This is a genomic window from Butyrivibrio sp. MB2005 (genome assembly GCF_000424285.1).
Taxonomy (GTDB): domain Bacteria; phylum Bacillota; class Clostridia; order Lachnospirales; family Lachnospiraceae; genus Butyrivibrio.
On record NZ_KE384158.1, the window covers coordinates 35,042 to 53,240 of the forward strand.

At 42.0% G+C, this 18,199-nt stretch carries 12 protein-coding genes, 1 other RNA gene and 1 pseudogene; 2 read left to right on the forward strand and 12 right to left on the reverse strand.

Going from position 1 to position 18,199, the window contains the following annotated elements; genetic code table 11:
• Nucleotides 1-7: 7 nt before the first annotated feature.
• The 6 genes from gltA to G610_RS0116840 all read right to left on the reverse strand — a co-directional run bounded on the left by gltA (nucleotide 8) and on the right by G610_RS0116840 (nucleotide 9,385).
• Nucleotides 8-1,399: an NADPH-dependent glutamate synthase gene (gltA, locus tag G610_RS0116815; protein WP_026525697.1), complete on the reverse strand. Its 1,392-nt coding sequence runs from the start codon at nucleotides 1,397-1,399 to the stop codon at nucleotides 8-10.
• 44 nt (nucleotides 1,400-1,443) lie between these two features.
• The gene (locus G610_RS0116820; protein WP_026525698.1) at nucleotides 1,444-2,319 is read right to left on the reverse strand and encodes a sulfide/dihydroorotate dehydrogenase-like FAD/NAD-binding protein; all 876 of its coding nucleotides are present in this window, start codon (nucleotides 2,317-2,319) and stop codon (nucleotides 1,444-1,446) included.
• Between the two features lie 100 nt (nucleotides 2,320-2,419).
• A complete protein-coding gene (locus tag G610_RS0116825) occupies nucleotides 2,420-3,874 on the reverse strand; it encodes a chitobiase/beta-hexosaminidase C-terminal domain-containing protein (RefSeq protein ID WP_026525699.1) in 1,455 nt (484 codons plus the stop codon).
• A complete protein-coding gene (folD, locus tag G610_RS0116830; RefSeq protein WP_026525700.1) occupies nucleotides 3,875-4,741 on the reverse strand; it encodes a bifunctional methylenetetrahydrofolate dehydrogenase/methenyltetrahydrofolate cyclohydrolase FolD in 867 nt (288 codons plus the stop codon).
• 67 nt (nucleotides 4,742-4,808) lie between these two features.
• Nucleotides 4,809-6,485, reverse strand: a complete 1,677-nt coding sequence (locus G610_RS0116835; protein ID WP_026525701.1) for a formate--tetrahydrofolate ligase — start codon at nucleotides 6,483-6,485, stop codon at nucleotides 4,809-4,811.
• Between the two features lie 41 nt (nucleotides 6,486-6,526).
• Nucleotides 6,527-9,385 carry an FtsK/SpoIIIE family DNA translocase gene (locus tag G610_RS0116840; RefSeq protein ID WP_026525702.1) on the reverse strand — a complete coding sequence of 953 codons (2,859 nt, stop codon included), beginning with the start codon at nucleotides 9,383-9,385 and terminating at the stop codon, nucleotides 6,527-6,529.
• 160 nt (nucleotides 9,386-9,545) lie between these two features.
• Here G610_RS0116840 and G610_RS0116845 point away from each other — a divergent pair, with 160 nt between their 5' ends.
• Nucleotides 9,546-10,124, forward strand: a complete 579-nt coding sequence (locus tag G610_RS0116845; protein ID WP_026525703.1) for a hypothetical protein — start codon at nucleotides 9,546-9,548, stop codon at nucleotides 10,122-10,124.
• A gap of 35 nt (nucleotides 10,125-10,159) precedes the next feature.
• On the opposite strand, the gene G610_RS0116850 is transcribed toward G610_RS0116845, so the two are convergent.
• The 4 genes from G610_RS0116850 to ssrA form a co-directional block, all read right to left on the reverse strand.
• Complete coding sequence (locus G610_RS0116850) at nucleotides 10,160-10,729, reverse strand: GNAT family N-acetyltransferase (protein WP_026525704.1); 570 nt, start codon at nucleotides 10,727-10,729, stop codon at nucleotides 10,160-10,162.
• A 4-nt stretch (nucleotides 10,730-10,733) separates the two neighbouring features.
• On the reverse strand, nucleotides 10,734-11,549 hold the full coding sequence (proB, locus tag G610_RS0116855; RefSeq protein ID WP_026525705.1) for a glutamate 5-kinase: 816 nt from the start codon (nucleotides 11,547-11,549) through the stop codon (nucleotides 10,734-10,736).
• A 20-nt stretch (nucleotides 11,550-11,569) separates the two neighbouring features.
• Nucleotides 11,570-12,439 carry a hypothetical protein gene (locus tag G610_RS0116860; protein ID WP_026525706.1) on the reverse strand — a complete coding sequence of 290 codons (870 nt, stop codon included), beginning with the start codon at nucleotides 12,437-12,439 and terminating at the stop codon, nucleotides 11,570-11,572.
• 382 nt (nucleotides 12,440-12,821) lie between these two features.
• Nucleotides 12,822-13,172: a transfer-messenger RNA gene (gene ssrA / locus G610_RS22820) on the reverse strand.
• Nucleotides 13,173-13,348: 176 nt separating this feature from the next.
• Here ssrA and G610_RS0116865 point away from each other — a divergent pair.
• Nucleotides 13,349-15,196 carry a DUF6020 family protein gene (locus tag G610_RS0116865; RefSeq protein ID WP_026525707.1) on the forward strand — a complete coding sequence of 616 codons (1,848 nt, stop codon included), beginning with the start codon at nucleotides 13,349-13,351 and terminating at the stop codon, nucleotides 15,194-15,196.
• Here G610_RS0116865 and smpB read toward each other — a convergent pair.
• The gene (gene smpB, locus G610_RS0116870) at nucleotides 15,189-15,653 is read right to left on the reverse strand and encodes an SsrA-binding protein SmpB (protein ID WP_026525708.1); all 465 of its coding nucleotides are present in this window, start codon (nucleotides 15,651-15,653) and stop codon (nucleotides 15,189-15,191) included. The genes G610_RS0116865 and smpB overlap by 8 nt on opposite strands.
• Before the next feature lie 499 nt (nucleotides 15,654-16,152).
• Nucleotides 16,153-18,120 (reverse strand): annotated as a pseudogene (rnr, locus tag G610_RS0116875) (ribonuclease R); the annotation flags it as partial.
• Nucleotides 18,121-18,199: the final 79 nt, after the last annotated feature.

The following is an 18,199-nucleotide window of genomic DNA, read 5'->3' on the forward strand; positions in this document are numbered from 1 at the left end:
GTCCTCTTTATTTTGATGATAAGTATTCGTCTATGCCCTTTGCTGCAGCCTTACCTGCACCCATAGCAAGGATAACTGTAGCGGCACCTGTAACAGCATCACCGCCGGCAAATACGCCATCCTTGGAGGTCTGTCCGTTGTTCTCATCAGCAACGATGCACTTACGACGGTTGATCTCAAGACCATCTGTTGTGCTGGAGATGAGAGGATTCGGGCTTGTACCAAGTGACATGATTACTGCATCACACTCGATTTCAAATTCAGAACCTGCAACCTCAACAGGACTTCTTCTTCCACTTTCATCGGGCTCACCAAGCTCCATGCGAATGCACTTGCAGCCCTTAACCCATCCGTTTTCATCCTCAAGGATCTCAACAGGATTGCAAAGAAGATCGAAAATGATTCCTTCCTGCTTAGCATGCTCAACTTCTTCCTTACGTGCAGGAAGCTCTTCCTCGCCACGTCTGTAAACGATGTGAACCTCAGAACCAAGACGAAGTGCTGTTCTTGCAGCGTCCATAGCAACGTTACCACCACCTACAACTACGCACTTTTTAGGATGCATGATAGGTGTTGTGCTGTCACTTGAAAATGCCTTCATCAGGTTGCTTCTTGTAAGGAACTCATTAGCTGAGAATACGCCAAGAGCCTGCTCACCGGGAATATTCATGAATCTGGGAAGACCAGCACCTGAACCGATAAATACAGCTTCAAAGCCTTCATCCTTCATCAGAGAATCGATAGTTACAGACTTACCGATAACAACGTCCTTCTCGATCTTTACGCCAAGAGACTTAACGTTCTCGATTTCCTTCTTAACAACTGCTTCCTTGGGAAGACGGAACTCAGGAATACCATATACAAGAACGCCGCCAGCCTCATGCAGAGCTTCGAAAATAGTTACATCATAACCGATTCTTGCAAGATCACCTGCACAGGTAAGACCTGCAGGACCTGAACCGATAACTGCAACCTTCTTGTTCTTCTTCTCTGTTGCGCCCTGGGGCTTAATGCCCATCTCTCTTGCTGTATCAGCAACGTATCTCTCCAGCTTACCGATTGAAACGGCTTCACCCTTAATACCTCTTACGCACTTACCTTCGCACTGACTCTCCTGAGGACATACACGTCCGCAAACAGCGGGAAGTGCACTTGACTCACTGATAGTCTGATAAGCCTTCTCTACATTGCCCTCTTTAAGCTCCATGATGAACTTAGGGATATTGATAGAAACGGGGCATCCCTTTACGCACTGAGGATTAGGACAGTTAAGGCATCTTGTTGCCTCATCTTCTGCTTCCTCTTTGTTATATCCAAGACATACTTCTTCGAAATTGGTTGCACGAACCTTGGGATCCTGTTCGCGAACCGGTATTCTCTTCCAAACATCTACTGCCATCTTTATCTCCAATCTGTAATTATTGAATACTTGTTAACAGGTTCTCAGTCGCAATTTCCGCAACCGCCATGGTGTGTATCACCTTCCTGCTCCTTAAGAGCAAGGCGTCCTTCTTCAGTTGCATACAGCTTCATACGCATCATAGCCTGATCAAAATCAACCTTGTGTCCGTCGAACTCAGGTCCGTCTACACAAGCGAATTTAACCTGACCGTCTACAGTAAGTCTGCATGCACCACACATGCCGGTACCGTCAACCATGATAGTATTCATGGAGACAACAGTAGGAATCTCAAGCTCCTTTGTAAGCTTACATACAAACTTCATCATGATCATGGGACCGATAGCTACGCAGTGATCATATCTCTTACCCTCATCATAGAGGTCCTGGAGACACTTTGTAACCATACCGCTTCTGCCGTAAGATCCATCATCAGTTGTAACATAAAGATTACATACGCTCTTAAAACGATCTTCAAGAATTACAAGATCCTTATTCTTTGCACCGATGATAACGTCACATTCAACACCCTGCTCCTTAAGCCATTTAGCCTGAGGATAAACCGGTGCTGTACCTACACCACCTGCAATGAAAACGATCTTCTTTTTCTTAAGCTCTTCGATATCTTCACTGCAAAGATCGGAAGCATTTCCAAGAGGACCAACAACGTCGGCAAGGGTATCGCCTGCCTTCTTGCGGCAAATCTTTCTTGATTCTGCTCCAAGTGCCTGTACAACTAGCTCGACAGTTCCTTTTTCCCTGTCGTAATCACAGATGGTCAGCGGAATACGCTCTCCATCCTCCTCTGCGCGAACAATAAGAAACTGTCCGGGTAAACATGTGCCTGCTACGCGAGGTGCTTCAACGATAAGCTGATGAATATTCGCTGCAAGCTCATTTGCCTCTAAAATTTTGAACATTGTTCTCCTCCTGTATTTAAATTCTTTTCAATACCTAATAAAAAATCATATAGTAAAGCCGCGATATTTTCAAGCTTTGACTCGTTAAAGTGTTAAATTCTTATCTGTTTGAGATAGTGATAAGGGTATATTTTCCACTTGAGTCGTATCCAAGCCTGTTAACCTTACCGTCATGGGTGTTGACCGCATACAAAAGTCCTGTGTCTTTTGTGGTTCCATCGTTTGCCATAAGTGTCTCTTTGAATACATAGTATTCACCGGAGCCTTCGATTTCTATATCGCCGTCATACACATACTCATAATGACCACCGCCTCTTACACTTCCGTTACCATCAAGAATGATATCAAGCTTCAGCAGAATCTGTATAATGCTGGCTCTTGCCTGATCTACAGATACAAGTCTTGAATATGTAAGGTGGTAGGTTCTCTCTACAATATCGCTGTACTTTCCGTTCTCATCTACTGCTATAAACTTGTAGGTGGTAGTTCCAACCGGCATATTTATAGGTGAAATATAAGGCGTGGAATTCTCATCCGGATCTGAGCCGTCATTTGTGTAGTAAATTGAACAGCCCGGTTCACTTACAACGGCAATCATTGTTGTCTGAGAATAATCTCCGCTCTCTTCAAGAACCTCCGGCGCCGCCGGTCCTGTATTTAACAGTGTGTAAACCGCCGTTGCCACATCACTCAATATTCCATACTTATTTACAAATACAGCTTTAACGATGTATTCACCGTCTTCTTCAAGAATAAGCGGTGCCTCATACATGATGCTGTCAGTATTTGGATCCTCACCGTTAACCGTATAATAGATCTCACCCTGAGAATCCTTACCCATGGTCACTTCCAGTGAATTCTCATACTCACCTTCTTCAGGGAAAATTGTGGGCTTTACGGATAAATACTCAGCGTATTTTGACCTTAATCCTGCATCCGCAAATCCCTCTACCATAGAGCTTATGGATTCATAGTCCTTATTTTCAAGGTAATAATCTATGATATATCCTGCTGCGGTAGAAACAGTTTCTTTATCATAGAGCTCCTCGTTTGTAAGCTCGAAAAGAGTATCTCTTGCAGACTCCTCATATCCTGCTTCTGTCTGATATCCGTAAAGCTCAAATAAAAGCTCAGACCTTTTTTCTGTATCATCCTCAGGCACTTCTGCTATGGCAGACATAAGCATCTCAATTGCCTTGTCATAATTGCCGTTAACATAGTAGTCCTTGGCCTGCTCTTCATTGCTTTTAGCTGAATGTATGCCCTTAATAATAATCAGACATACAACAAGCGCAATGATAAAGATCGTTGCTCCTTTAAGGATTGCAGGAAGCATGGCTTTCAGACTTATACTGTGCTGGTTTGACTTAATAAGATGAAGTCTTTTGGTGTCAAAATCCGCACTGTTAAGGTTATCCGCCATATCAGATAGGGTCGCATCTATTTGATTTTCAACCTCTGGGTCAAATTCCGGTACGAAACTAATTTCTTCTCCGCAAATTTCACAATAAAGAAGTCCATCCGGAATTGTGGCTCCGCATTTGGGACATTTCATTTACAGCTTCGCTCCTGATAATCTGATTGCTGCTTCAAGGCAGTTGTTCATAAGCATTGCTATGGTCATAGGCCCTACACCTCCGGGAACCGGAGTTATGGCACTGCACTTATCAAATACATTTTCATAATCAACATCGCCAAAGAGCTTACCTGATTCAGGATCTCTGTTTATTCCAACATCGATTATTACAGCGCCTTCTTTTACATAGTCTTCTGTTATCATCTTTGCTTTACCGATTGCAGCGATAAGTATATCTGCTCGTCTGCAAACTGCCGGCAGGTCTTTGGTTCTGGAATGTGTAACCGTAACTGTGGCATTTTCTCTAAGCATCAAAAGTGCCATGGGCTTACCTACGATATTACTTCTGCCCACAATTACGCACTCTTTTCCTGCGATCTCTACACCGCTTCTTTTAAGAAGCTGAATGATTCCTGCAGGTGTGCAGGATACAAAACCGGGTTCTCCAATGCACAGAGCTCCTACACTCATGGGATGGAAGCCGTCCACATCCTTAGCGGGACTTATTCTGTCAATTACAGTCTTCTCATCTATATGCTTTGGAAGCGGCATCTGGACAAGAATTCCATGAACCTTATCATCTGCATTGAGCTTATCAATGAGACCAAGGAGCTCATCCTGGGTTGTTTCTTCCGGTAATTCGTAGGATAAGGATTCAAAACCCACATATTCACATGCTCTTTTCTTATTCCTTACATAAACTGCAGATGCAGGATCAGATCCTACAAGAATTACGGCAAGGCATGCCTTTACGCCAAACTTCTCAAATAAAAGGGCTGTCTTTTCCTTAACCTCATCCTTAACTGCTGCAGATATTGCTTTTCCATCAATTATCTTAGTTTCCATAGAATTATGTCCGCTCCGTTCTTATTATTTGTGCTTAGAAAGAATGCTCCTTCTACATGCTGTTATATTAGAATAATCCTTCAATATTGCCGTTATCATCAACGTCAATTGAGAATGCTGCAGGTGTCTTGGGAAGTCCCGGCATTGTCATGATACTTCCTGTGATAGCTACGATAAAGCCTGCTCCTGCTGAAACATAAGCATCACGTACAGTGATTTCAAACCCTTCAGGTCTTCCAAGAAGCGCAGGATCATCAGAAAGTGAATACTGTGTTTTAGCCATACATACAGGGAGATTTCCAAATCCCATATCTACAATCTTCTTAAGCTGCTTCTTAGCTGCAGGGGCATAGCTTACGCCTGATGCGCCATAAATCTTCTTTGCAATTGTTTCAATCTTCTCTTCTGGTGAGAGATCATCAGCATAGATAGGTGCGTAGTGAGACTCTTTTGTTTCAAGAGTGTTGATTACAGCCTTAGCAAGCTCTTCTCCGCCTGCGCCGCCTTTTTCCCAAACCTCTGAAATAGCAAAATCGCAGTCTCTCTCTTCGCAGAACTTCTTAACGAATTCTATCTCAGCAGCTGTATCTGAAAGGAAGCTGTTAAGAGTTACAACAACAGGAACACCGTACTGCTGGATATTCTCTATATGCTTTTCAAGGTTCACAATACCCTTCTTAAGAGCATCAAGATTCTCATCTGAGAGCTTATCCTTAGGGATTCCACCGTTATATTTAAGAGCTCTGATGGTAGCAACAAGAACTACTGCGTCAGGCTTAAGTCCATGCATTCTGCATTTGATATCAAGGAATTTCTCAGCTCCAAGGTCAGCACCAAAACCCGCCTCTGTAACTGTGATATCAGATAAATGAAGCGCTGCTTCTGTAGCTCTTATGGAATTGCAGCCATGAGCGATATTGGCAAAGGGACCGCCATGGATAAATACAGGTGTATGCTCCAGTGTCTGAACAAGATTGGGCTTAAGGGCATCCTTAAGGAGAACTGCCATTGCGCCAACAGCTTTAAGATCCTTAGCTGTTACAGGCTCACCTGCATAATTATATGCAACTACTATTCTTGAAAGCCTTTCCTTTAAGTCCTTTAAATCCTTTGCAAGACATAAAATCGCCATGATCTCAGATGCAACAGTGATTACAAAATGATCCTCTCTTACAAAGCCGTCCATCTTGGAACCAAGACCAACAACTATATTTCTGAGGGCTCTGTCGTTCATATCCTCGCATCTCTTCCAGATTATCTGTCTGGTATCTATGCCAAGCTCATTACCCTGCTGAATATGATTATCAAGGAGAGCTGCCAGCAGATTGTTGGCAGATGTAATTGCATGAAAATCACCTGTAAAATGAAGGTTAATATCCTCCATAGGTACAACCTGAGCATATCCGCCACCTGCGGCACCGCCCTTTATACCAAAGCATGGACCAAGTGAAGGCTCTCTGAGAGCAATCATTGTCTTTTTGCCAAGTCTGTTAAGTGCATCGCCAAGACCAACACTGGTTGTGGTCTTACCTTCTCCTGCAGGAGTAGGGTTGATAGCTGTGACAAGTACAAGCTTGCCCTTTTGTTTGTCTGATATCTTCTGTAAAAAGTCTTCCGTAAGCTTAGCTTTGTATTTTCCATAATACTCAAGATCATCTTCGGTAATACCGATGGTCTCTGCTACCTTGCCGATAGGTAAAAGCTCTGCCTCTCTTGCAATTTCGATGTCTGACTTAAATGCCATTTTGAAACCTCCTCAATAAACATCTGGATACATGGTTATATTTAAGAAGGATTTGACTCCATGAACTGTTCAAACTCTTCTTTTGTCATAAGAATTTTCCTGGGCTTTGTGCCCTCTTCAGGTCCCACAACTCCTGCATCACTGAGCTGATCCATAATTCTGGCAGCTCTGTTAAAGCCGATCTTATATAGTCTCTGAAGCATACCGATGGATGCCTTTTCTTTTTCAATAATGGCAGCTCCTGCCTGTGCAAAAAGAGGATCTACATCAGAACCTGCATCTGCACTGTCGCCTGCCGCTGAAGGTGCGGATTTTGAAGAAACCTCAAAGCTATTTAGCTCTTCCTGAACATTTCCGCCATATTCAGTCTCAACATTCTGGTTCTTAATAAAATCAGTAACAGCCTGCACTTCTTCATCAGAAACAAAACAGCCCTGTACCCTGGCCGGCTTGTTATAGCCTCTGGGGAAGAATAGCATATCGCCCTTACCGATGAGCTTCTCAGCCCCGTTGCTGTCAAGGATTGTTCTTGAATCTACACCGCTTGAAACAGCAAAAGCAATACGGCTTGGTATATTTGCTTTTATAAGACCCGTGATTACGTCAACAGAAGGTCTCTGGGTTGCAATTATCAGGTAAATACCTGCTGCACGAGCAAGCTGTGTAAGTCTTACTATAGAATCCTCAACCTCATTCTTAAACTGCATCATAAGGTCTGCAAGCTCATCTACAATAACAACGATCTCGGGAAGCTTTTGCATCTCTTCGTCATTACTCTGAGCGCAAAGTGCATTATAGCCCTTAAGATCTCTAACCTTTGCATTTGCAAACTTCTTATATCTGTTAGTCATCTCTGCAACAGCCCAGTTAAGAGCAGCGGCTGCCTTCTTGGGATCTGTGACAACAGGTATGAGAAGGTGAGGAATTCCGTTATAAACAGACAGCTCAACAATCTTGGGATCGATCATGATGAGCCTTACATCCTCAGGATCAGCCTTGTAGATGATACTCATTATAATAGTATTGATACATACGGACTTACCGGATCCTGTAGCACCTGCGATAAGAAGGTGCGGCATCTTGGCAATATCCGTAACAACAATCTTACCTGCTATATCCTTACCAACAGCAACAGTAAGATTGGATTTTGATTTTTTGAATTCTTCACTGTCGATAAGGTCTCTTACTGCAACAGGTGAATTCTCTTTATTGGGCACCTCAATACCAACGGCGGATTTACCTGGAATAGGCGCCTCAATTCTGATATCTGTAGCTGCCAGATGCATCTTGATATCATCAGACAGATCAACGATCTTCCTAACCTTTACTCCGGCCTCAGGCTGAAGCTCATATCTTGTAACTGAAGGTCCCTGAGAGATATGGGTAATCTTGGCAACTACGTTAAACATTGCAAGAGTCTCCTCCAGTGTCTTAGCGGTATTTCTAAGATATGACTCGGAATCGCCCTTGCCCTTCACTCCCTTTGTAAGAAGCTTGATTGGAGGAAATTCATATTTTTTAGCAGGCGGCCTTACCACAGATCTCTCCTTAGCCTGCTGCATTCTCTCTTCACTCTTCTTACTCTTCACAAAATCCGTTGAATGTATCTTGTATTCTCCATTATAATCAGGAGCAAAATTCTCTGAATGAATCGGGATCTCATCATTATCAAAGGAGTCTTCCTCGGCAACCTTAGACAGTCTCGCAACGGGGCGCTTTGGAGCAAGAGGAGAAGTTATCTCCGACTCAAAAATATCCTCCTCTTCATCAACATCCTCTTCATCCTGAGCATAAGTATCAATAATATGCTCTTCTTCCTGATATTCATCTTCAAAAGCTGCAAGCTCTATCTTATGAGTATCATCAGCTGCTATCTTGTCAGCCTTAAGTGTAAACTGACCATCAGCACCTTCCTCTGTGACTATATCAGGATTATAACGTATCTCGTGGATGTCATCATGGATTTCTTCTTCAGGAATAAAGACATTATGAGTATTCTGACGATCCTCTGGAGCAGGAACCTCATCCATATCATATCCATCGCCGTCAAGCAGGTGAATCTCCGGTCCTTCGAATTCATCCCTCTCTTCTTCATCCTCAGTTATACGGGTATCCATGCTTACTCCGGATACCTTTTTATCCATTCGAAGTATCTTCTCATCCTCCTTCTGTTCAAGAAGAAGCTGCTTTTCCTCTTCGATTCTCTCTCTTTCTTCCTCTCGAAGCCTTGCTCTCTCATCCATATACTCTCTGTATTCAAGAGCACCCTGCTTCGTCTTTTCGTAGACTCTTCTGCCGCCACGCTTCATTCCGCGAACTACGGATTTCTGTGTGAAAAGTCCTGCACAGATAAGGAAAACCACCAGCATTACGATAAGAGTACCTGCCAGTGACAGATTATGATAAAGAAAATATGCAATGCTTCCAGCTATGAATCCGCCGCCATTTCTGGCTTCACTGGCAGCCTTATATAAGCCTGCTCCGTCAAAGGTAGTCATACCCTCAACTCTTCCGGTAACAAGCTCCAAAAGCATTGCAATTACAAGAAGCAGGACAAGTCCCGATATTACCTTGCGAAGCGCTGCAGGACTGGTTCCGTTTGATAATAAAAGTGCAGCAGATGCAAAAATCACAAGAGGTATAATGTAAGCTGTAATGCCGAAAACGCCGAACATAATACCGCTTAACACATTACCAAAGCTACCGCATATTCCAAAATTGCATAAAAATAAAAAGACCGTAATCGCAGCAAACAGAATCAGAGAAACTTCACTACTTAATGAATAGTCCAAAACCTCGTTTTGATTCCTGGTATCAGTTCTCCTTGCAGTCGATGATCTTTTTGTATTCTTTGTTCCCTTCGGACGACCTCCGGGTCTTTTTGTATTACCTGTAGCCATATCCACCCATACTTTTTAAAACTTTTTTCATAAAATGTGCTATTTAATTAAGAAAAGCGCACATTAAATAATATACCATTTTTATTATCTTTGTGCTATACTAATCACGTTTCAAAGACAGATGTATTATGAAACTTCTAAATGGAGGTAATGATTTTATATGGAATTCAGACAGGAACTTGAGACCGGACTTCTCAAACAGATTGGCAATACCGAAACCACTTTAAAAATTAAGGATGTAGCATCAAAATGCCGCCTTCTTAAAACAGATAATGGTTTAAAGGTTGAACTTTCCTATACCGGTCCCAATGCCAGCAAGTATCTTCAGTATGTTGAGAAGCATCGTGAAGAGCTCACTAACTATCTTCTTCACCCCGATGATGCTGATCTCTACGAGTGGATGGAGACAAGTCACCAGACTACCATCACTCTTAAGAAGCACGAGAAGGAAAAACTCATACTTTTTGTAAACTTCGATCCTGATACCAATATTGTTCAGACAGGTATCGCTGATGAGAATGTTACCATGAAGCTTGGTGCTCCTCTTATGAACATCAACATTTCAGAGATGAGCAGAAACGAATTCAAGCTTGCAATTTATGACATGCTCCTTCTTGCTGATGAGATTGCAATCGCCATGGGCAATAGCGAGCTTCGTAAAATGGCTAATATCGAGATGGTTAAGACTTATCTTTCAGAGATTTATGATAAGTTCAATAACAACATCCTGGCTCAGTAATAACATAGAATCTTCTATTAAAAAACTCTCAAGCATTACAGCTGCTTGAGAGTTTTCTTATTTTCAAAATATTCTTCTGCGCTCATACACATCATGGTCTCATTATAATTCTTCTTAAGCATTGAATTATAGCGATTCTCATTTCTGTGATGAAATTTAAGTCCGCATTTTGTAATCACACGCTCTGATCTGACATTTCCATCAAAGTATCCGCACCAGATTCTTCTGATACCAACCTCTTCAAAAAGATATCTGATAAGTTCCGTCAGAGCTTCTGTGGCAAAACCTCTGTTCCAGTAATCCCTGCCAACCCAGTAACCAATCTCGGCTTCGTCCTTATTTTCGATTCCTCTTTTGGGAGAATCGCCGATACGAAAGCCCATACTGCCGATTGGATCCTCAGTATCCTTAAGTCTTATGGCAAATTCACCATCTGCGGTCAGAACAGATCTTATAATAGCTCTTGAATACTCAACATCTGAGTGAGGAAGCCATCCGGCCCCTTCCCCCACCAAAGGATCACATGCCATGGCGTATAGCTTTTCTGCGTCAGAATCAGTCCATTTTTTTAGAATGAGTCTTTCAGTTTCAATAGTGACTGCCATCACATCAGTTTTCCTTTGCTACAAAAAGCGTACCTACATGCTTCTTGTTGATTATGTCGTAGAGACTGTCTGTGTTCTTACCATTTGTAATAAGAACATCCACCCCTCTCTTGGTAGCATACTCAGCTGCCTGGAGCTTAGTTATCATTCCGCCGGTTCCTCTGTTGGAGCCGGAGCCTTCACCCTCAGCAAGGGCATAGATTTTCTCATCTATCTCTTCTACTCTACTAATGAGCTTTGCATCAGGATTCTTTGAAGGGTTACTATCATAGAAGCCATCAATATCAGACATGATTATAAGCTTGCATGCACCGCAAAACGCAGCAACAATTGCAGAAAGCATATCATTATCTGAAAACAGCTTCTGATCAGATTCAATCTCCGCATGGCTGACAGAGTCGTTCTCATTTACAATGGGAATAATGTGATTCTCAAGAAGTGCATCAAAGGTGTTCTGAAGATTCACTCTTCGATCCTTATTCTCCACATCGTCATTGTCCAAAAGGATCTGTCCCACAAGCCTTCCGTATTCACCAAAGAATTTATCATAGAGATGCATGAGCTCGCTCTGTCCAACAGATGCAGCTGCCTGCTTAAGTCTCATATCCTTAGGCTTTTGAGAAAGGCGCATTTTATTAGCCCCGACGGCAATAGCGCCGGAGCTAACAAGAACTACGTCATATCCAAGATTCTCAATGCCTGCCAGAGCACGGCAAAGGAGATCTATCTGGTGAATGTTGATTCCACCATTATCATTTGTAATGGTAGATGTTCCAACCTTTACTACTATTCTTTCTTTTCTGATTTTCTTAGGACTCATTTTTTTCCTTACAATCCGGATTAGTCGTTATCGTAGTTAACTATCTTGTTAAGATAATAATCAACGTATCCCTTAGTGCCTTTGACTACATAATTTACTCTGATAATTGTGGTTGCGTATAAGCTGTTCTCGATATACTCACCATCTTTATCTTCTTCTCTGGTAGTCTGAACTGATTCGCTGAGCTTTAATTTCTTACCATTTTTGAAGTTCTCAAAATATAAAACAGGCTCAACGTTCTTGGTATCCTTGTCGGTAACGTTCTTATATCTGCCGATCTGGATAGACTCAAGAGAATAACCCTTGTTCATCTGAACCTTAACCTTACCCTTAACAGCATCAGTAACTGAGTTCATGCTACCAAGCATGCCTGCCTTTGTTGAAAGAGTTTCGTTACCGAAAGTAATCTTCTTTACAGGTGTTGTTGCATTGAACTTAACCTTGAACTCTTTTCCGTTTACAGTGAACTTAAAGTTATACTTTTTCTCCTTCATAGGATAGAAAGAAAAACGATAAGTAACTGAATCATTGTTGTAGTCATAAATTGTAGCTGTCTTGTTGTACTTAAGATTTCTTGAGCAGTTTATGTTTCTGATCTTATACTTCTTCTCATCAGAGCTGATCTTTACTTCAAGAACGTTCTTTGCGAAAAATCCGGGAGTCAGTGTTATGTAATCCTGGCTTACATCCTTACCTGTATCCTTGTACATAACATTGCCTTTTTTGTTAAGAGCCTGAGTTACTTCTCTTACCTCAACCTTAACTCCGTCGTCAACAAATGCGTCATAAGATGCCTTTGCTTCAATAGTGCTTGTCGGGTTACCACTAACTATGAATGTAGCTGCTAAAACAGCTGCAACCGCTCCCTTAAAAATTTTCATACCTTTCATACCATTTCTCCTTTACTAAAATAATAGATTTAGTACCTAGCATACATTCTAACCACAAGGATATGTAAAATGCAAGGAATTTTCAGACACTTTTTCTGCCTTTCGGGCCGGTCTTCGACACGAAAGCGCCACTGGCGCTTTCTCACTGAGATTTGCTCAGTGGTCTCGTCGTTCGACTCCCTCTCTACTCCAACAAAAAAGAGGACTTGCGTCCTCTTTTTTAGTGGATTAGAGGGGAGTCCCACCGGCGGCTTAGCCGCCTTTCGGGCCGGTCTTCGACACGAAAGCGCCACTGGCGCTTTCTCACTGAGATTTGCTCAGTGGTCTCGTCGTTCGACTCCCTCTCTACTCCAACAAAAAAGAGGACTTGCGTCCTCTTTTTTAGTGGATTAGAGGGGAGTCGAACCCCTGTCCAAAAACCCGTCCCCTGTCCTTCTACTGTCGTAGTGAATTATTGTGGGCAAGCCCGATTCCCTCACTTCACCGGAAATTCACACCCTAAGAAGTTCGGTAGCTTCATGATACGACCATAACCGCAAAGCTTAAGCTATGTCGTTTCCTGCAAAGTCGACGCAGGTTACTGAATGTGCAGGTGCACTCAGGCCTACGCGCTGCACTTAGGCAGCGAGTGCTAAATTATCTTCAGCGTTTATATTTAAGTTTGAGGTTTAACGCACCATCCTGCGGACAGCTTCTCCAGCTTCAGAATCCCTGTCGAAACCTTTACTAACCCCTATTTAATTGTAAATGTTCTATTTACTCTGCCTATTATATCGGCTTATTCTCAGAAAATCAACTGAACCTGTGGTATAAAATATGATATAATTTTTTAGTCAAAACCGCTTAATTTATGCGTAATTCTATCAAAGCAAGTTTGACATAATCATATATACATTCAGGGTGAAATCAGTGAATACAAATATCAAAACAGGATCCACTTTTTCAAGTATAAAGCAGTTAAATAAGAAAACACTTATCATAGGGCTAGTTGAGGCACTTTTCATATTTATGTTTTTCCAGGCTCAGAATTCCAATCTCTTTGCTGAACTTCTTAATATGGAAAGCTTCTCATTTGCTGATGCACTTCAGTTTCTTTTTCCTTACTCAGTTCAGACAATGACAGTGTTTTTCTGTGTGAGCCTTGCTGTTTTAGTATCTTTCGCAGCGTCAAAAGCAAATATCTGCGACAGGATTTCATCCCTGCTCTTTGCTCTTTTAATGACAGCCGGATTTTCAATTATCACTACAGATGCATTTTTTGAGAATATGTACAGCTCAAGATTTATACTTTTTGCTGCTGTTTACTATATAGGCTGCTACTTTTTAATGCTTACTGTATTTAGATATTTAAAGCGCCTGTTTGTTTTTATAGGCACTGCTTCAAAAGCAAAAGCTTTACCAAAATTCTTCGATCATACATTCAGAAACTGTACTATCCTGTATTTCTTATGCTGGTTGCCCTATATCCTGCTCAGGCTTCCCGCAGGCTTTGAGTATGACGGTTATCATCAGATTGCCAGATTCATGGCAGGTAATGTAACAGCTCATTGGCCGCCTGCATCAACTGCTTTTATGGGAATATTCGTGTTTTTAGGCGATAGACTCTTTGGCAGCACCAACCTTGGAATATTTGTTCTTGTTCTGGTTCAGTCACTTATAGGTGCGCTCATCTTCGCTTATTGCACAGACACTTTGAAAAAGCTGGGTGTGCCCTCAATATGGATTATCGTAAGTACCATAGTTTTTGCAGTTGTTCCGATTTACCCCGGATACATAACTTCTGTAGTTAAGGACACTTTATTTACCTGCTTCGTTGTTCTTTATTTATGCATCCTTGCAAGACTCATATACCTTGGCGAAACCCAAAAGCAGCTAATAGCTTTATTCCTTATATCCTTCGCGGTAACTATCTTTAGAAACAACGGAATTTATCTCATTGGCGGCTGTATAATCTTTGCGATAATCGGACTAATCAAGAAAAAATCCATGCTAATCATCCCTCTTACCCTTGCTGCAGTATTTTACTTTATATATTCTGCGGCTTTTTTGCCTGCCCTTGGAATAAAGAAAGGCTCTGAAGCAGAGGCACTCTCCGTTCCTTTTCAGCAGACGGCAAGAGTGGTATCTATGTATAGCGATGAGCTTTCATCAGAAGATGTAGAGAAAATCTCAGAGGTTCTTGATTACGACGTTCTTCTATCAGATTATGAAGCATTTTTGTCTGACCCGGTAAAAAAGACCTATCATGCAGAAGGTGATGCTCTATCAAAATATCTTGGTTCCTGGTTTTCATTATTTTTCAAATACCCTGCCAGCTATTTTGATGCATTCATTTCAACAGGTATTGGCTTCTATTATCCCGATGCCAGGATGGGTACCCCTGATGCCACATCGGGCGTATATACCATGCTCTGGAATGATAAGGATGTTACCTTTAAAGAGCCTGCAGCTCTTACAGGCATCAAACCCGGATTTAAAACATTTATCAGAGTGATTGAGAACCTTCCCGTAGTATTCCCTTTTGTGAATATCGCCATCCAGTGCTGGATTCCAATCTGCCTTTTCTTTTGCAGCATAAAAAGAAAAGACGGAAAGCAGTTCTTACTGCTGATTCCGTCTATCTTAACCATACTCATTTGTCTCGCCGGGCCTACTTATATGAATAACGGCGGCAGATACGCTCTGCCTGTTGTCTATTCAAATATGCTGCTGATGGGACTTATGTGCTTTAAATCTGATAAAGATGATACTATCTGAGGCTTACCTTATAATCTCTCATAGCCTCTCGCTGCTGATCCTTCTTGGCAGCCACATCTCTCTTATCGTAGAGCTTCTTACCTTTGGCAAGACCGATCTGGACCTTCACTTTTCCACGCTTAAAATACACTTCAAGAGGTACAAGAGTATAGCCCTGAGCCTGTGATGCCTGATCAAGCTTCCTGATCTCTGTTTTATGAAGAAGAAGCTTTCTTACTCTGAGAGGATCCTTGTTGAAAATATTCCCCTTCTCGTAAGGGCTGATATTCATGCCGCAGATATATGCTTCACCCTTATCGATGCTGACCCAGGCTTCCTTAATACTGCACTTGCCCTGTCGAAGAGATTTAACCTCAGTTCCCGCAAGTGAAATACCTGCTTCATATTTTTCCTCTATGAAATACTCATGAAAAGCTTTCTTATTATTTGCTATTAATTTAATACTATCTTCTGCCATGTAGCCTAACCAACCTGTTTTTTTATTTAATATTACAGGGAATAATCCATTATGTACATAACCCTGTAGTTCATCATTTCTTTTTCCGCTTGCCCTGAGCTGATCTGGCAGCCTTGGAGGTAGCGGACTTTTTATACTTATGTACCTTATAAACCTTGCGGCCCTTAGAGCCTGCTTCTTCCTTGGCTTTAATTTCCTTCTTGGATTTACCCTTCACCTTGGAATCAGCTTTCTTCTTAGATTCTGCTTTAGACTTGGATTTCTTCTTACGCTCTGCCTTGGAAGCTCTGTCTGCATCTACATCCTCAGCTTCAAGTGCAAGCCTTGATACCTTTGCGGCACGAAGCTTAGCGGGAGTCTTTTTCTCAGGTCTATCAGATTTTAAAGACTTTCTTTTCTTATCTGCCTTTGATCTCTTAGACTTTCCTTTTACAAGGCGGATTCGGCCATTCTCATCCTCCTCGTAGTAGTCCTCTTCATAATCATCATCCGTGAAAGGATCGTATGCTTCATCATCTTCCACATCCGAAACAAGCCTGAAATCAATGGTCTTACTGAGCCTGTCAGTATCAAAAACCTTAACCTTTACAGTCTGACCAAGCTTATAGGTCCTGCCTGTTCTCTCACCCACAAGACAAAAATTATTCTCGTCATAGATATAGAAATCATCCTCCATTGACGATGCAGGAACAAGGCCTTCGCAGGTATTGGGAAGCTCTACAAACATTCCCCATCCTGTAACACCTGACACAGTTCCTTCAAAGGTCTCTCCTATATGAGATTCCATAAATTGAGCCTTTTTAAGCTTATCTGTCTCGCGCTCAGCTTCCTCAGCTCTTCTCTCAGTGTCAGAGGAATGCTTTGCAACCTCCTCAAGTATTCCCTGATAGTGGGCAAGCTTTTCATCCTTCATCCTGCCCCTTAAGTAATCCTTAATAATTCTATGGATCTGAAGATCAGGATATCTTCTTATGGGCGATGTAAAGTGGCAATAATATGTGCATGCAAGACCGTAATGTCCAAGACATTCTGTACTGTATTTTGCCTGCATCATACTACGTAGAGCAATTCTGCTGATTACAGGCTCTTCCTCTGTGCCCTCTATCTTGGTAAGAAGCTTTTGAATCTCTGCGGGCTGTATAGAATCTGCCTTAAACCTAAGATGATATCCAAGGTTACTTATAAAGGAATTAAGATTAGCTATCTTTTCCATATCAGGCTGTTCATGGACTCTGTAAACAAAGGGTGCCTGCATCCAATAAAAATGCTCAGCAACTGTCTCATTTGCAGCAAGCATAAAGCTCTCTATCATGGTAGTAGCCGTATTGGACTCCCTCACCTTGATTTCAGTGGGATTGCCATCCTTATCAAGAAGAATCTTTGCTTCAGGAAAATCAAAATCTATGGCACCGCGGCTTCTTCTCTTTTTCTTCAAAATCTCGGAAAGCTCTGCCATCTCCTTAAACATAGGGACGAGATCCTTGTATCTGTCTATCTGCTCAGGATCCTCATCCTCCAAAATTGCAGCAACTGAAGTATATGACATTCTCTCATTTACATTGATAACCGTCTCAGCTATCTGATGTGAAATAACAGCACCGTTGCAGTCAATATCCATAAGGCAGCTAAGAGCAAGTCTGTCTTCGCCGTGATTAAGACTGCATATCCCGTTACTAAGTCTATGGGGCAGCATGGGAATAACCCTGTCTACCAGATACACACTGGTACCACGCCTGAATGCCTCTCTGTCAAGGGCAGAGCCTTCCTGTACATAATTGGTAACATCAGCTATATGGACACCAAGATGATATATTCCATCAGATACAGTAAGTGATACCGCATCATCAAGGTCCTTGGCATCTTCGCCGTCAATAGTCACCATCACAGTATCCCTAAGGTCAAGTCTTCCATCCATGTCAGCTTCGATGATATGGTCCTTTACCTTCTCGGCCTGGTTCATAACTTTCTCAGGGAAAACGCTGGGTATATCAAAGCTCTCAACTATAGATAAAATATCCACGCCCGGATCATTTATATTACCAATAATAGACGACACTCTTCCCTCAGGCTTTCTGCCCTTTATGGGATCGCCGTAATCGGTCATGGTAACAACGACCTTATCACCGGATACAGCACCCTTGCTATGCTCCTTAAGAATGAAAACATCCTGAGTAAATCTAAGGTTATCAGGAATTACGAATCCGTAGGTATGACCATCCTGATAAGTACCAACAATCTTATCAATAGCGCGAACAAGGATATTAACAATCCTTCCCTCATCGCGATTACCGCCACTCTGAGCGGCAGTACTGATAATCTCTACTTCAACGGTATCACCCTGAAATGCAGTGCCTGTATACTCCTCGGGAATAAAAATATCATCAACTCTGTCCTCAACCTCTACAAAGCCAAAGCCCCTTGAATTTGAGATAAAGGTTCCCGTTATATTCTGTTTCTTCGCTGCTATTTTCCTCTTAGACATTAAATCTCCTGTTATCGAAACGCAAAGCATTTCTTATAAGATGAAAAAGGCACTCTGTAAAGAG

Excerpts from the sequence above, each read along its gene's own strand:
- G610_RS0116825 (WP_026525699.1), bottom strand. The coding sequence starts at position 3,874 with ATGAAATGTCCCAAATGCGGAGCCACAATTCCGGATGGACTTCTTTAT.
- G610_RS0116840 (WP_026525702.1), bottom strand. The coding sequence starts at position 9,385 with ATGGCTACAGGTAATACAAAAAGACCCGGAGGTCGTCCGAAGGGAACA.
- G610_RS0116845 (WP_026525703.1), top strand. The coding sequence starts at position 9,546 with ATGGAATTCAGACAGGAACTTGAGACCGGACTTCTCAAACAGATTGGC.
- folD (WP_026525700.1), bottom strand. The coding sequence starts at position 4,741 with ATGGAAACTAAGATAATTGATGGAAAAGCAATATCTGCAGCAGTTAAG.
- smpB (WP_026525708.1), bottom strand. The coding sequence starts at position 15,653 with ATGGCAGAAGATAGTATTAAATTAATAGCAAATAATAAGAAAGCTTTT.
- G610_RS0116835 (WP_026525701.1), bottom strand. The coding sequence starts at position 6,485 with ATGGCATTTAAGTCAGACATCGAAATTGCAAGAGAGGCAGAGCTTTTA.
- G610_RS0116860 (WP_026525706.1), bottom strand. The coding sequence starts at position 12,439 with ATGAAAGGTATGAAAATTTTTAAGGGAGCGGTTGCAGCTGTTTTAGCA.
- G610_RS0116820 (WP_026525698.1), bottom strand. The coding sequence starts at position 2,319 with ATGTTCAAAATTTTAGAGGCAAATGAGCTTGCAGCGAATATTCATCAG.
- proB (WP_026525705.1), bottom strand. The coding sequence starts at position 11,549 with ATGAGTCCTAAGAAAATCAGAAAAGAAAGAATAGTAGTAAAGGTTGGA.
- gltA (WP_026525697.1), bottom strand. The coding sequence starts at position 1,399 with ATGGCAGTAGATGTTTGGAAGAGAATACCGGTTCGCGAACAGGATCCC.
- G610_RS0116850 (WP_026525704.1), bottom strand. The coding sequence starts at position 10,729 with ATGGCAGTCACTATTGAAACTGAAAGACTCATTCTAAAAAAATGGACT.